Annotated in this window: 10 protein-coding genes; 7 read left to right on the plus strand and 3 right to left on the minus strand. The window is 64.0% G+C overall.

Annotated features, from left to right (window positions below; all coding sequences use genetic code 11):
* Positions 1-61: 61 nt before the first annotated feature.
* Positions 62-1792 (minus strand): bifunctional isocitrate dehydrogenase kinase/phosphatase, encoded by a 1731-nt coding sequence (gene aceK, locus KDW96_RS03920; RefSeq protein ID WP_255839118.1) that lies wholly within the window; start codon positions 1790-1792, stop codon positions 62-64.
* 227 nt (positions 1793-2019) lie between these two features.
* Here aceK and KDW96_RS03925 point away from each other — a divergent pair, with 227 nt between their 5' ends.
* Positions 2020-2937, plus strand: a complete 918-nt coding sequence (locus KDW96_RS03925; RefSeq protein ID WP_255839119.1) for a DMT family transporter — start codon at positions 2020-2022, stop codon at positions 2935-2937.
* A 251-nt stretch (positions 2938-3188) separates the two neighbouring features.
* Positions 3189-4700, plus strand: a complete 1512-nt coding sequence (locus KDW96_RS03930) for a sensor histidine kinase (protein WP_255839120.1) — start codon at positions 3189-3191, stop codon at positions 4698-4700.
* A gap of 10 nt (positions 4701-4710) precedes the next feature.
* On the opposite strand, the gene KDW96_RS03935 is transcribed toward KDW96_RS03930, so the two are convergent.
* Positions 4711-5424 (minus strand): response regulator, encoded by a 714-nt coding sequence (locus KDW96_RS03935; RefSeq protein WP_255839121.1) that lies wholly within the window; start codon positions 5422-5424, stop codon positions 4711-4713.
* Positions 5425-5770: 346 nt separating this feature from the next.
* On the opposite strand from KDW96_RS03935, the gene rpoS reads away from it, so the two are divergent.
* Positions 5771-6736: an RNA polymerase sigma factor RpoS gene (rpoS, locus tag KDW96_RS03940; protein ID WP_370295500.1), complete on the plus strand. Its 966-nt coding sequence runs from the start codon at positions 5771-5773 to the stop codon at positions 6734-6736.
* Between the two features lie 115 nt (positions 6737-6851).
* On the opposite strand, the gene cysK is transcribed toward rpoS, so the two are convergent.
* Complete coding sequence (cysK, locus tag KDW96_RS03945; RefSeq protein ID WP_255839122.1) at positions 6852-7826, minus strand: cysteine synthase A; 975 nt, start codon at positions 7824-7826, stop codon at positions 6852-6854.
* Between the two features lie 255 nt (positions 7827-8081).
* On the opposite strand from cysK, the gene KDW96_RS03950 reads away from it, so the two are divergent.
* The 4 genes from KDW96_RS03950 to KDW96_RS03965 all read left to right on the plus strand — a co-directional run bounded on the left by KDW96_RS03950 (position 8082) and on the right by KDW96_RS03965 (position 13871).
* Positions 8082-8927: an AAA family ATPase gene (locus KDW96_RS03950; protein ID WP_233684776.1), complete on the plus strand. Its 846-nt coding sequence runs from the start codon at positions 8082-8084 to the stop codon at positions 8925-8927.
* Positions 8928-9097: 170 nt separating this feature from the next.
* Positions 9098-10276, plus strand: a complete 1179-nt coding sequence (locus tag KDW96_RS03955) for a vWA domain-containing protein (RefSeq protein ID WP_255839123.1) — start codon at positions 9098-9100, stop codon at positions 10274-10276.
* A 508-nt stretch (positions 10277-10784) separates the two neighbouring features.
* Entirely contained in the window at positions 10785-12518 is a 1734-nt protein-coding gene (locus KDW96_RS03960; protein ID WP_255839124.1) for a type I secretion system permease/ATPase, read from the plus strand.
* Positions 12519-12524: 6 nt separating this feature from the next.
* Positions 12525-13871 (plus strand): HlyD family type I secretion periplasmic adaptor subunit, encoded by a 1347-nt coding sequence (locus tag KDW96_RS03965; RefSeq protein ID WP_255839125.1) that lies wholly within the window; start codon positions 12525-12527, stop codon positions 13869-13871.

Here is a 13871-nt window from a genome sequence, read left to right on the forward strand (position 1 = left end):
GGCTGTGGGGCCAGACAGGCCGGGCCTCGCGGCCTGGTCCTGCCGTTGGTCGCCGAGCGCCTCAGCGGCGGCGCTCGCCAGGCTCGGGCGAGCGCCGATACGGGAACACGTCGATCACCTTGCCGGCGCGGATCGCCTCCTGCAGCCCTTTCCAATAGTCGGCGTCGTACAGCTCGCCGTGCAGTTGGCTGAACAGGCGGCGCTGCTTGATATCGGCGAACAGGAAGGGCGGGAACTCCTCGGGGAACACATCCATGGGCGCCACCGAATACCAGGGCTCGGACGCCATCTCGTCCTCCGGGTAACGCGGCGGAGGAATGTGGCGGAAGTTCACCTCGGTGAGAAAGCAGATCTCGTCGTAGTCGTAGAACACCACGCGGCCATGGCGGGTGACACCGAAGTTCTTCAGCAGCATGTCGCCGGGGAAGATATTGGCCGCCGCCAGCTGCTTGATCGCCAGGCCGTAGTCGTCCAGCGCCTCGCGCACCTGGGCCTCGCTGGCGTTCTCGACATAGAGGTTGAGCGGGGTCATGCGCCGCTCGGTCCAGCAGTGGCGCACCAGCACCGTGTCACCCTCCAGCACCACGGTGGACGGCGCCACCTCCAGCAGTTCGGCCAGGCATTCGGGGGCGAACTTGGCCTTCGGGAAGCGGAAATCGGCGAACTCCTGGGTATCGGCCATGCGCCCGACCCGATCGACGCTCTTCACCAGGCGGTACTTCTGAATCACCGTCGAACGGTCGACGTTCTTCACCGGCGAGAAACGGTCCTTGATGATCTTGAACACCGTGTTGAAGCCCGGCAGGGTGAACACGCTCATGACCATGCCGCGCACCCCCGGGGCCATGATGAACTGGTCGTCGGTGTTCGCCAGGTGGTTGATCAGCGCCCGGTAGAACTCCGACTTGCCGTGTTTGTAGAAGCCGATCGAGGTGTACAGCTCGGCGATGTGCTTGCCCGGCAGGATGCGCCGCAGAAAGCCGATGAACTCCGCCGGAATATCCACCCGCACCATGAAGTAGGAACGGGTGAAGGAAAAGATGATCGACACCTCGGCCTCGTCGGTGATCAGCGCATCGATCTGGATGCCCTGACCCTCGCGGTGCAGCAGCGGGAAAACCAGCGGCCATTGCTCGTCGCGGGTATAGATGCGCCCGACCAGGTAGGCGCCCTTGTTGCGAAAGAGCACAGTGGAGAACAGCTCGATGCACAGCTCCGGATCCTTGCACACCCAGTCCGGCAGGCTGTCCCGCAGTTGCCCCTCCAGGCGCTTGAGGTCGCGGGGCAGGTCCTCGAACGGCACGTCGAAGCTGTAGTCCTGGAAGATCGCCTCGAGCATGCTCGCCAGACCGCCGTTGGGCCGATAGCTGCGGGTCTGCGCGGCACGCTGGCGACTGTGCAGGGACGGCCGGGTGGTATGGATGAACATGCAGCCGTCGCTGATCTGGTCATGGTTGAACAGGCCGCAGAAGATCGAGTTGAACCAGGTTTCCGCCAGCTCGTCGTCGTAACGCAAGTCGATCAGGGCAATGTAGGCGCTCTTCACCAGCGGCCACTGGCACACGTCGCGCAAGTCGTCGCCGAAGCGCTCGTCCAGGCGCTCGACCACCTCGCCGACCTTTTCCTCATACAGGTTGATGCGCGCGGCCGAGGCCTGCTGCGCCTCCTGCCAGAGCGCCTGCTCGAAGCGCTCACGGGCGCCTTCGGTGATCTGGCGGAAGTGCTCGCGGTAGTCGTCGAAGCCCTCGAGAATCCGACGGGCGATGTCGGCGGCCGGCCATTGCTGCGCCATGGGGCTGTCCTCTGCTGAAACGATCGGAGTGGAGTGGCGAGCTTAGTCAGTGGGCGGCGCCCGGGAAAGCCCGACGCCGGGCCGTCGTGGTCAGCAGAGCATACTGCGCGGCCGCCTGGACCGGGCACCCCCACCGCAACTGTGCCGGTTATTTGAAAGCCAGTTGTGGATTGCGCCGCCGCACGGGCAGCGTAAGCTGGCCGCCTCCACTTTCGAGACTCTCAGTGATGCGCCTCGCCGACCTGCTCCGCCTGCTGCTGCTCGCCGCCATCTGGGGCGCCAGTTTCCTGTTCATGCGGATCATCGCCCCGGTGCTCGGCAGCATGCCTACCGCCTTCTTTCGCGCCAGCCTGGGCGCCCTCGGGCTGCTGGCGATCCTGCTGCTGATGCGGGTGCGCTGGGACTTTCGCGGCAAGCTCAGGCAGTGCCTGCTGCTCGGGGTGATCAACGCCGGGCTGCCGTCGGCCATGTACTGCCTGGCGGCCCTGGTGCTGCCGGCCGGCTATTCGGCGATCCTCAACGCCACCACGCCGATGATGGGCGTGTTGATCGGCATGCTGTTCTTCGCCGAGGCCCTGACCCTGAGCAAGGCTGCCGGCGTGGCGATTGGCCTGTTCGGCGTGGCGGTGCTGACCCGCACCGGCCCGGTGCAGTTCGACCTGGAGCTGCTGCTGGGCGCCGGCGCCTGCCTGGTTGCCACCACCTGCTACGGCTTCGCCGGCTTTCTCGCCCGCAGCTGGATCGCCGAGCGCGGCGGCCTGGACAATCGCCTGACGGCCTTCAGCAGCCTGTGCGGCGCCAGCCTGTTCCTGCTGCCCTGGTTCGCCGGCTCGCTGCTGCTGCAACCGCCGGTCAGCTGGGGCGGCACGGAAGTCTGGCTGTCCCTGGCCGGCCTCGGCCTGCTCTGTACCGCCTTCGCCTACGTGCTGTACTTCCGCCTGCTGGCCGACATCGGCCCGATCAAGGCCTCCACCACCACCTTCCTGATCCCGCCCTTCGGCGTCCTATGGGGCGCGTTGCTGCTGGATGAACCGCTGTCCCTGGCCTACCTGTACGGCGGCGCCCTGATCGCCGTGGCCTTGTGGCTGGTGGTGCGCCCTACTGCCGCGGCGGTGCAACCGAGCGTCGCCCCTCAGACCCGATAGGCGCGCTGCGCCGCGCGACCTATTCGGGCGCCTGCGCGGCACCGGCCGGCAAGCCAACCGGCCCGCCCCCGCATCTGGACTAGACTTAAGCCTTGGGCAAGAAGCAGAGCGGGACCGGGAAGGTCGGCGCAGGCATGTTCATTTCGTTGGTGTCTGTATCGCCCGGACCTTGCGTCTCGAACTCCCCGACTGATCCATAAGCCGCGTGCGCTCGCAGCGACTTGCGAGGGTAAGCGCCAGGAGCCGTACGGATGACAAGCAAGGCCGATGCCGACAGCCGCGCCGAGGACCCGATGCTGAACTCCATCTTTGGCAGATCCGGGACGGGAACGCAAAGCCCGCACCAGCCCTCACCCTGGTGGCACAAAATCAGACAGCCCTTGCGTCGCCTGAGCCGTTCGACCCAGTTCGTGATCGCCGCCACGGTCATCCTTGGCCTGACCATGGCCTTCGTCGGCAACCTGGTCAGCAAGACCATCGAGCGCTCGGCCGTGCAGACCGCGGCCAACGTGGTCGGCCTGTACATGACCACTTTCCTCGAACCCTACGTCCAGGAGCTGACCACCGCCGACCGACTTTCGGTAGCATCCGCCGGGGCCATCGACCGCCTGATGACCAGCCCGACCTTAACCGAGCATGTGGTCTCGGTGAAGATCTGGGCCCCTGATGGCACCATCCTCTACGCCACCAACAAGGACATGATCGGCAAGCGCTATGCGGCTGAAGACCTGACTCAGGCGCTGCAGGGTAATACGGTCACCGAATGGGGTGCGCTGGATGCCGAAGAGAACCGATACGAGCGCAGCCTGGGCATCCCCCTGTATGAAATCTATGCGCCGCTGCGCGAATTCGGCACGGAGAGAATCATCGCGGTCGGCGAATTCTACGAAAAGGCCGAAATGCTCGAGCAGGAGATTGCCGTCATCCGCCAGGAAGTCTGGATCGTGGTCGGTACGGCGACCCTGTCCATGCTATTGCTGCTGTTCGCCATCGTCCGCCGCGGCGAGCGCATCATCCTGCGTCAAGAGCTGGCCCTCAGCCGACAAATGCAGGAACAGGCGCGCCTGAACAACCAGAACATCAACCTGCAGCGCAAGATCACCAGCGCCAACCAGTCTTTCTCCCGGGTCAATGAACTCATCCTGCGCCGCCTCGGCGCCGACCTGCATGACGGCCCGGCACAGCTGCTGACCCTGATTCTGGTGCGCCTGGACGAACTCGCCGTACTGCAGGAGCGCTATAGGGAGAACGGCGGTGAGTTTGAGATGGACGCGCTGGAGTCCCTGAGACACGCGGCCAAGGATGCACTGGGGGAAATTCGCGACATCTCCCGCGGCCTGGCCCTGCCGGAAATCAACGGCATGCCCCTGGGCCAGGAACTGGAGCTGGTGGTGCAGCGCCATGAGCTGCGCACCGAAACCCAGGTCAAGCTCAGCTGCTCGGATCTACCGGAGAAGGTACCGCTGGCGCACAAGACCTGCATCTACCGTTTCGTCCAGGAGGCCCTGAACAATGCCTATCACCATGCCGACGGCGAGGGGCAGGAGGTCAGCGCCACCTTTGTCCAGGGCGTGCTGGAAGTGCGAGTTTCCGACTCGGGCGACGGCTTCGACGTTGAGCATCCGGTCCTGGTCAAGCATCACGAACGAGCCCGCCTGGGACTGGCGGGCATGCGCTACCGGGTGGAATCACTCGGCGGCCAGTTCAACGTAATATCCAACCCGAATGACGGCACCACGGTGAGCGCCAAGTTCAGGCTTTAATTGACGCGGGTCAGTCAACTTCTCCATGGGAGGCGAGTTCCGTTTCCCGGTGCGTGGCGAACTGACTTCTGATCCGGGCGGCCTGACGATTCTTCCAATACGCCATGACCGCAGTGACCGCCTCCACCCGGTTACGCACCTGGAGCTTCTGCATGATGCTGGTCATGTAGTGTTTGACGGTCTTCTCGCTCAGCTCCAGCTTGTCGGCGACCTCCCGGTTGGTCAGCCCATTGGCCACCTCGCGGATGATCTGCTCCTCGCGGTGGGTCAGCTCTTGAACCGATTTTTCATCGCTGCTGTGCTTCTGCAGGTCGCTGATCAACTTGCCGGCAAAGCCCGGGGTGATAAAGGTCTGCCCCATCGCCACGTTACGGATCGCCTGAGCCAGGTCCGGCCCACTTACACCTTTGAGCACATAACCCCTGGCCCCGGCCTCCAGCGCGGCGTAGGCGTCCTCTTCCGACTCGGACACGGTCAGCATCAGCACCTTGGTCGATGGGCAGCTTTCAACGATGGCACGCACCGCGGCGAAACTGTCGCCCGGCATATGCACGTCCATCAGCATCACATCCGGTTTGTACTTCTCAGCAATGCGTTCAGCCTCCTCGGCCGACCCGCCCTGCTCAACCACCTCGAAGTCGGCAATACGCTTTAACGCTGCCGCGACCCCCTGCCTTAGAAGCGGGTGATCATCGACTATGCCTATCCTGATTTTGCCACTCATGCACCATCCCTCCCCAACTACCAGCGCCCAATCGGCGCGAGCACCTCAAGCAGGCGCCCGAAACTCCATTCAGTGTAGTAAAGCCCGGAATTACCACAGGCCACCCGTCCCTTTTCTGCGTGAGAATCAGCGAGCCGGCGTCCCAGCAAAGCAGACTAAAGTCCAAAACAACATTAAGACCATGGTGGCGCAATTTAGCTGGACCTATGCATCTTTGGCTTTACGCGAAACCAATCAATCCTGTAAGCCTCATAGGACTTTTTGAGTTGTGACTATGACTTACGCATTCAGATCCACCCTCGATGCCGATACGCGCCAACAAGTTGACCCAACTGTTGAGACCGCTATCCGCCAGGTTCTGAAGGTTGCCCAATCTGTCGCCCCGGAACCCGCAGCGAAAGCCGAGAAGGCAGGTGCGAAGGCTGTGCCCAAGTCCACCGGCGCCGCGAAACACCACAGGTCCACGGACTACAACCAGGCGCTGGATGCCACCCGCCTGTATCTGAACGAGATCGGCTTCTCGCCGCTGTTGTCCCGCGAGGAAGAACTGCATTTCGCGCGCCTGACCGTCCAGGGCGACCCGCTGGCGCGCAAGCGCATGATCGAAAGCAACCTGCGTCTGGTGGTGAAGATTGCCCGCGGCTATCTCAACCGGGGCCTGTCGCTGCTGGACCTGGTCGAGGAAGGCAACCTCGGGCTGATCCGCGCGGTGGACAAGTTCGATCCCGAGCTGGGCTATCGCTTCTCCACCTACGGTACCTGGTGGATTCGCGAAACCATGGAACGGGGGCTGATGAACCAGACCCGCACCATCCGCCTGCCCATTCATGTGGTGAAAAAGCTCAACAGCTACCTGACCGCCGCTCGCGAACTGACCCGCAAGCTCGACCATGACCCCTCGAGCGAGGAGATCGCCTCCTTGCTGGAGAAAGACGTCGGCGAGGTGGAGCGCCTGCGCGACCTGAACGTCAGGGTTACCTCGCTGGACAGCTGCTTCGGCGAGGAGTCCGACAAACGGAGCCTGCTCGACACCGTGACCGGCGATCAGCCGAATGACCCCTGCGAACTGCTGCAGGACAGCGAGATGGCCGAGAGCATCCGGGAATGGTTGTCGGAACTCACCGAGCGCCAGTGTGACGTGGTGACCCGCCGCTTCGGCCTATGTGGCGACGAGGGCTGCACTCTGGAGGAAATGGGCCAGTCCATCGGCCTGACCCGCGAACGGGTCCGACAGATCCAGGCCGAGGCCCTCAAGCGGCTGCGCCGCATCCTCGAGCGCAACGGCCTGTCCAGCAATACCCTGCTCGAATAAGCCCATTGGCAGGCGCACCGGCGAAGGTTCCGCTGCGGACCTTCGCTCAGCTTTTTCCCACCGCTATCGAGCCGCCGCGCAGGCGGCGCGGTCCTCGAGCAACCTCGCCCGTCTCCTACTGGACCAGTTCCTGTTCACTGAACAGGTCGCTGAACAGCATGCTCGACAGATAGCGCTCACCGGAGTCCGGCAGGATCACCACCAGGGTCTTGCCCTGCATCGCCGGCTCCTCGGCGATGCGCGCGGCCACGGCCATGGCCGCACCGCAGGAAATGCCGGCCAGAATCCCCTCCTCACGCATCAGGCGCAGGGCCATGGCCTTGGCCTCCTCGTCCGTCACCTGCTCGATCCGGTCGACCATTGCCAGGTCCAGGTTCTTCGGTACGAAGCCGGCGCCAATGCCCTGGATCTTGTGGGGGCTGGGCTTGACCTCTTCGCCGGCCACCGTCTGGCTGATCACCGGCGAGCTGACCGGCTCGACCGCCACCGAGACGATCGGCTTGCCCTGGGTCTTCTTGATATAGCGCGACACGCCGGTGAGGGTGCCGCCGGTACCCACGCCGGAGACCAGCACATCGACGGCGCCGTCGGTGTCGTTCCAGATTTCCGGACCGGTGGTCTTCTCGTGAATCGCCGGGTTGGCCGGGTTGTCGAACTGCTGCGGCATGAAGTAGGTGGCCGGATCGGAGGCGGCGATTTCTGCGGCCTTCTCGATGGCCCCCTTCATGCCCTTGGCCGGTTCGGTCAGCACCAGCTCGGCGCCCAGGGCCTTGAGCACCTTGCGCCGCTCCAGACTCATCGACGCCGGCATGGTCAGCAGCAGCTTGTAGCCGCGGGCGGCGGCGACGAACGCCAGGCCGATGCCGGTGTTGCCCGAGGTCGGCTCGACCAGGGTCATGCCGGGCTTGAGCACGCCGCGCTCCTCCGCATCCCAGACCATGCTGGCGCCGATCCGGCATTTGACCGAATAGGCCGGATTGCGCCCTTCGATCTTGGCCAGGATGGTCACCCCGGCCGGGCCCAGGCGGTTGATCATCACCAGCGGGGTATTACCGATGGCTTGGGCGTTGTCCGCAAAGATGCGACTCATGGCAGGCTCCTTGTGCATGTCCGTCGAAAAGCCTGCCAGCCTAAGACCCACAGCGCCGAGCGTCCAGCCGCACGGCCACCGGCTGCGCGGCTGACGCTGGGCCCGCGCGGTTGATACAGCCCGTCCGTGACCCGCCATTCAGTGACTGAATGGTGCGTCCGCGTTCACAGTCGACGGGGCGCCGCGTTATAGTCGCCCTTTCAATTACTGAACCCGCGGGTACTGCCCCGGCCGTTACCGTTCGAGGATTAACTGATGAAGTTCGAAGGCACCCAGTCGTACGTCGCCACCGACGACCTCAAGCTCGCGGTCAATGCCGCCATCACCCTGCAGCGCCCGCTGCTGGTCAAGGGCGAGCCGGGTACCGGCAAGACCATGCTCGCCGAACAGCTGGCCGAGTCCTTCGGTGCCCGGCTGATCACCTGGCACATCAAGTCCACCACCAAGGCCCACCAGGGCCTCTACGAGTACGACGCGGTCAGCCGCCTGCGTGACTCCCAGCTGGATTCGGACAAGGTCCACGACGTTCGCAACTACATCAAGAAGGGCAAGCTGTGGGAGGCCTTCGAATCCGAGGAGCGGGTGATCCTGCTGATCGACGAAATCGACAAGGCCGACATCGAGTTTCCCAACGACCTGCTGCAGGAACTCGACAAGATGGAGTTCTACGTTTACGAGACCAACGAGACCATCAAGGCCAAGCAGCGGCCGATCATCATCATCACCTCGAACAACGAGAAGGAACTGCCGGACGCCTTCCTGCGCCGCTGCTTCTTCCACTACATCGCCTTCCCCGATCGCGCCACCCTGCAGAAGATCGTCGACGTGCACTACCCGGACATCAAGAAGGACCTGGTCGCCGAGGCCCTCGACGTGTTCTTCGATGTGCGCAAGGTCCCCGGCCTGAAGAAGAAGCCCTCGACCAGCGAGCTGGTCGACTGGCTCAAGCTGCTGATGGCCGACAACATCGGCGAAGCGGTGCTGCGCGAGCGCGATCCGACCAAGGCCATCCCGCCTTTGGCCGGCGCCCTGGTCAAGAACGAGCAGGACGTGCAGCTGCTCGAGCGCCTGGCCTTCATGAGCCGCCGCGCCAGCCGCTGAAGAATCGCCCCAGGGACCGCTGCGCGTCGGCCATGCTGCATTGAGGCCAGTCTCGGAATGCTCATTTACAGCCGTAAACTCCGCTTCCTCGTCTGCCCTCGCCTTGCCTGGCTCTAGCTCGCAGCCCCTGGAACGATTTTTGGAGTCATCGATTACACGAGGATGCAGCCATGCTGCTCAACCTGTTCAACGAAATGCGCGCGGCCAAGGTGCCGGTGTCGGTGCGCGAGTTGCTCGATCTGATCAACGCGCTCAAGCACAACGTGGTGTTCGCCGACATGGACGAGTTCTACTTCCTCGCCCGCACCATCCTAGTCAAGGACGAACGCCACTTCGACAAGTTCGACCGGGCCTTCGGCGCCTATTTCAAGGGCCTGGAGAACCTCAACCAGCACATCGAGGCACTGATTCCCGATGAGTGGCTGCGCAAGGAATTCGAACGCTCGCTCACCGACGAGGAGCGCGCCAGGATCGAATCCCTGGGTGGCCTGGACAAGCTGATCGAGGAGTTCAAGAAGCGCCTGGAGGAGCAGAAGGAGCGCCACGCCGGCGGCAACAAGTGGATCGGCACCGGCGGCACCAGCCCGTTCGGCTCAGGCGGTTTCAACCCCGAAGGCATTCGCGTCGGCGAAGCCGGCCAGCGCCAGGGCAAGGCGGTCAAGGTGTGGGACCAGCGCGAGTACAAGAACCTCGACGATCAGGTCGAGCTGGGCACGCGCAACATCAAGGTCGCCCTGCGTCGCCTGCGCAAGTTCGCCCGTCAGGGCGCCCAGGACGAGCTGGACCTGGACGGCACCATCGACCACACGGCCAAGGACGGCGGCCTGCTGAACATCCAGATGCGCCCGGAGCGGCGCAATGCGGTCAAGCTGCTGCTGCTGTTCGACATCGGCGGTTCGATGGACGCCCACGTCAAGGTCTGCGAGGAACTGTTCTCGGCCTGCAAGACCGAGTTCAAGCACCTGGAGTACTTCTACTTCCACAACTGCGTGTACGAATCGGTGTGGAAGAACAACCTGCGCCGCACCTCCGAGCGCTTCGCCACCCTGGACCTGCTGCACAAGTACGGCCCGGACTACAAGGTGGTGTTCGTCGGTGACGCGGCGATGGCGCCTTACGAGATCACTCAGCCGGGCGGCAGCGTCGAGCACTGGAACGAGGAAGCCGGCTACGTCTGGATCAAGCGCTTCATGGATAAGTACAAGAAGCTCATCTGGATCAACCCCTACCCCAAGGACAGCTGGAACTACACCGCCTCGACCCAGCTGATCCGTGAACTGGTGCAGGAGCAGATGTACCCGCTGACCCTGCAGGGTCTGGAAGACGGCATGAAGTTCCTGTCGAAATAGCTCGTTGATACCACGCTTCGACGCCTGGCACTTGGCGCCAGGGCACCGCGGACGCCTTGGTGGCGGCTCGCGGTGTCGCAGGCATGGGACCTGCCCTCGCCCCCGCCCCATCCTCGAAAAGCGCTTGCCGACCGCTTTCACGTGATGCCCATGGCCATCACGCCGCCCCCAGTGGCGCCGCACTGCCGATAGAGCAGCCTCCTCGCTAAGACTTAGGTCTCACGATTTGCCCTCGTCAATAAACCAACAGAACTCCCTGTAAAAACCCTTAAAAATCATAAGTCGCTGCTTCAAAAGAGAATTAATACGCTCCATGCCCTCCCATGCCGGCTGATTCGCGCCTTGCGTGAAGCTTGGAAGTGCACCTATACCTAGGTGGCAAGGGCCCCTTTTGCGTGTGGCGAGAATATTTTTGCACAACAACTTCACCGCCAGGGACGGACGGTAAACGGCCATCCGCCACGGCTGAGCAATCAGCAAGCAGCAGTATTGGAGGAACGTCATGGGCATGCCGCAGTCCCCCCGCTCCGAATTGGCAGAAGTGTTGTTTCGCTTGCGCCGAACCTTCATCGCCCTGGCGTGTTTCAGCGGCGTGATCAACTTGCTGATGCTGACGCCTGCGGTCTACATGCTGCAGGTCTACGACCGGGCATTGGTGAGCAGCAACGTCACTACCCTGCTGATGCTGACCTTGCTGGTGGTCGGCCTCTACGTGCTGATGGGGCTGCTGGAGATGGTGCGCTCGACGGTGCTGATCCGGGTCGGCAACCGCCTGGACATGATGCTCAATAAACGCGTGTTCACCGCCGCCTTCGAGCGCAACCTGAACCGTGCCGGCGGCAACCCGGCCCAGGCGCTGCAAGACATGGCCCAGGTCCGCCAGTTTCTCACCGGCAATGGCCTGTTCGCTTTCTTCGACTCGCCCTGGACGCCGATCTACCTGTTCGTCATCTATCTGGTCCACCCGCTGCTGGGGTTGATCACCCTGATCGGCTCGCTGCTGCTGGTGGCGTTGGCCTACCTGACCGAAGTCAGCACTCGCAAGCCGCTGGCCGAAGCCAACCAGGCGTCGGTAGCGTCCGGCACCTATGCCAACAACAACCTGCGTAACGCCGAAGTCATCGAGGCCATGGGCATGCTCCCGGCCATCCGCGAGCGCTGGTTCGGCAACCATCAGAAGATTCTCGAGAAGCAGACCCTGGCCTCGGACCGCGCGGCCTACATCAACGGCACCACGCGCTTCCTGCGCGTGACCCTGCAGTCGCTGATTCTCGGCACCGGTGCACTGCTGGCGATCGAGGGCAAGATCACCCCCGGGATGATGATCGCCTGCTCGATCCTCGCCGGCCGCGCCCTGGCTCCGGTCGAACTGGCGATCTCCACCTGGAAGCAGCTGCTCGCCAGCCGGGCCTCCTGGGGACGCCTGTCCGGGCTGCTGAGCGACTTCCCCGAGCGCAAACCCTCCATGCCACTGCCCAAGCCAGAGGGCCAGGTCAGCGTGGAAGGCGCCTTCGCCAATGCCCCCGGCACGCCCCTGAACATTCTGCGCAACATCAGCTTCAGCCTCGTTCCAGGCGAAACCCTGGGCATCATCGGCCCTTCGGCAGCCGGCAAGTCGACCCTGGCGCGGCTGCTGGTGGGCGTCTGGCCGGCCCACGCCGGCAAGGTGCGCCTGGACGGCGCGGACATCTTCCAGTGGAACAAGGACGAACTGGGGCCGTGGCTGGGCTACCTGCCCCAGGACGTCGAACTGTTCGAAGGCACTATCGCCGAGAACATCGCCCGCTTTGGCGAGGTCGATGGCGAGGCGGTCATCCTGGCAGCCCAGCAGGCCGGGGTTCACGAGATGATCCTGCGCCTGCCCCAGGGCTACGACACCCCCCTGAGCCTCGACGGCAACTCGCTGTCCGGCGGCCAGAAGCAGCGCATAGGCCTGGCCCGCGCGCTCTACGGCGACCCCTCGCTGATCGTCCTCGACGAACCCAATGCCAGCCTCGACGACGTCGGCGAGGCGGCCCTGGTGAAAGCCCTCGCCGAGCTCAAGCAGCGCGGCAAGACCCTGGTGCTGATCTCCCACCGGCCGACGATCCTCAACATCGTCGACAAGGTGCTGGTGCTGCGCGAAGGCACGGTGCACATGTTCGGCAGCCGCGACGAGGTGTTCAACGCCCTACGCCAGGCCAGCGTGATGCCGACCGCATCCGGTGGCGCGAGCCTGGCCTCGGTCAAGACCAAGGAGTGATGAGCCATGTCGAATCTCGAGTTCGAAAGCAAGAAACTCACCCCTGGCAATAGCCAGGACGCCGTCGATGTCGACGACAAGCGCCCCGGCCGCTGGGGGCTGCTGCTGGTGCTCGCCGGCTTCGGCGGTTTCGTCCTCTGGTCCATTCTGGCGCCCCTGGATGCCGGGGTGGTGGCCAACGCCACGGTCAATGTCACCGACAACCGCAAGACCATCCAGCACCTGGACGGCGGCTCGATCAAGACCATCGCGGTGCGCGAAGGCCAGATGGTCAAGAGCGGCCAGATGCTGGTCGAGCTCGATTCGACCCGCGCCGTGGCCGAACAGGGTGTGGTCAGCGCCCAGTACATCTCGGTGAGGACGGTGGAGAACCGCCTGCAGGCCGAGCGCGACGGCGCGCCCGCGATCACCTACGACGCGGCGCTGCTCGAGCGTTTCGCCGACGACCCGCGCCTGAGCGCCTCGATGGCCCTGCAGAACCGCCTGTTCGCCACCCGCCGGTCGGCCCTGACCGGCGAGGCCGGCATCCTCGAGGAAAACATCCTGGGCGCCGAGCAGCAACTCAAGGGCCTGCGTCAGGTACAGGGCTCGCGCTATGCCCAGATCAAGTTCCTGCGCCAGGAGCTCGAGGGCGTGCGCAGCCTGGCCGCGGAAGGCTATGTCGCCCGCAACCGCATGCTCGAACTGGAGCGCAACGCCGCCGAACTGAACGCCGCGCTGGCGCAGAACATCGCCGACATCGGCCGCACCCGCAACCAGATCGCCGAACTCAAGCTGCGCATCCTGCAGCTCGAACAGGACTTCCAGAAGGAGGTGCAGTCGCAGCTGACGGAGGCGCAGAAGGAAGCCTCAGCCTTGGCCGACCGCCTGCACTCGCTGGACCATGAGGTCGCCAACACGGTAATCCGCTCGCCGATCGACGGCGTGGTGCTGGGCCTGAATGTCTCGACCATTGGCGGGGTGATCCAGCCGGGCTCGACCATCATGGACGTGGTGCCGGCCAACGAGCCGCTGCAGGTCGACGCGCGGGTGCCGGTGCAGGCCATCGACAGGATGACCCAGGGGCTGCCGGTGGACATCACCTTCCCCGCCTTCAATCACGCACAGACGCCCAACATCCCGGGGCGGGTGCTGACCATCTCCGCCGACCGCCTGGTTGATGAGGTCGACAAGCAGCCCTACTACCTGGCGCAGGTCGAAGTCACCCAGGAGGGCATGGACAGGCTCGGCAGCAACCGCATTCGCCCGGGCATGCCGGCCACCGTGACGATTAAAACCGGCGAGCGAAACCTGATGAGCTACCTGATGAAGCCTATGCTTGATCGGATCGACAGTGCCTTCAAGGAACAGTGA

Source organism: Pseudomonas benzenivorans (genome assembly GCF_024397895.1).
Taxonomy (GTDB): Bacteria; Pseudomonadota; Gammaproteobacteria; order Pseudomonadales; family Pseudomonadaceae; genus Aquipseudomonas; species Aquipseudomonas benzenivorans_A.

What these genes read in the sequence shown, in the direction of transcription:
- KDW96_RS03955 (WP_255839123.1), top strand. Translation starts at nt 9,098, where the DNA reads ATGCTGCTCAACCTGTTCAACGAAATGCGCGCGGCCAAGGTGCCGGTG.
- KDW96_RS03930 (WP_255839120.1), top strand. Translation starts at nt 3,189, where the DNA reads ATGACAAGCAAGGCCGATGCCGACAGCCGCGCCGAGGACCCGATGCTG.
- KDW96_RS03950 (WP_233684776.1), top strand. Translation starts at nt 8,082, where the DNA reads ATGAAGTTCGAAGGCACCCAGTCGTACGTCGCCACCGACGACCTCAAG.
- KDW96_RS03935 (WP_255839121.1), bottom strand. Translation starts at nt 5,424, where the DNA reads ATGAGTGGCAAAATCAGGATAGGCATAGTCGATGATCACCCGCTTCTA.
- KDW96_RS03925 (WP_255839119.1), top strand. Translation starts at nt 2,020, where the DNA reads ATGCGCCTCGCCGACCTGCTCCGCCTGCTGCTGCTCGCCGCCATCTGG.
- KDW96_RS03960 (WP_255839124.1), top strand. Translation starts at nt 10,785, where the DNA reads ATGCCGCAGTCCCCCCGCTCCGAATTGGCAGAAGTGTTGTTTCGCTTG.
- KDW96_RS03965 (WP_255839125.1), top strand. Translation starts at nt 12,525, where the DNA reads ATGTCGAATCTCGAGTTCGAAAGCAAGAAACTCACCCCTGGCAATAGC.
- cysK (WP_255839122.1), bottom strand. Translation starts at nt 7,826, where the DNA reads ATGAGTCGCATCTTTGCGGACAACGCCCAAGCCATCGGTAATACCCCG.
- aceK (WP_255839118.1), bottom strand. Translation starts at nt 1,792, where the DNA reads ATGGCGCAGCAATGGCCGGCCGCCGACATCGCCCGTCGGATTCTCGAG.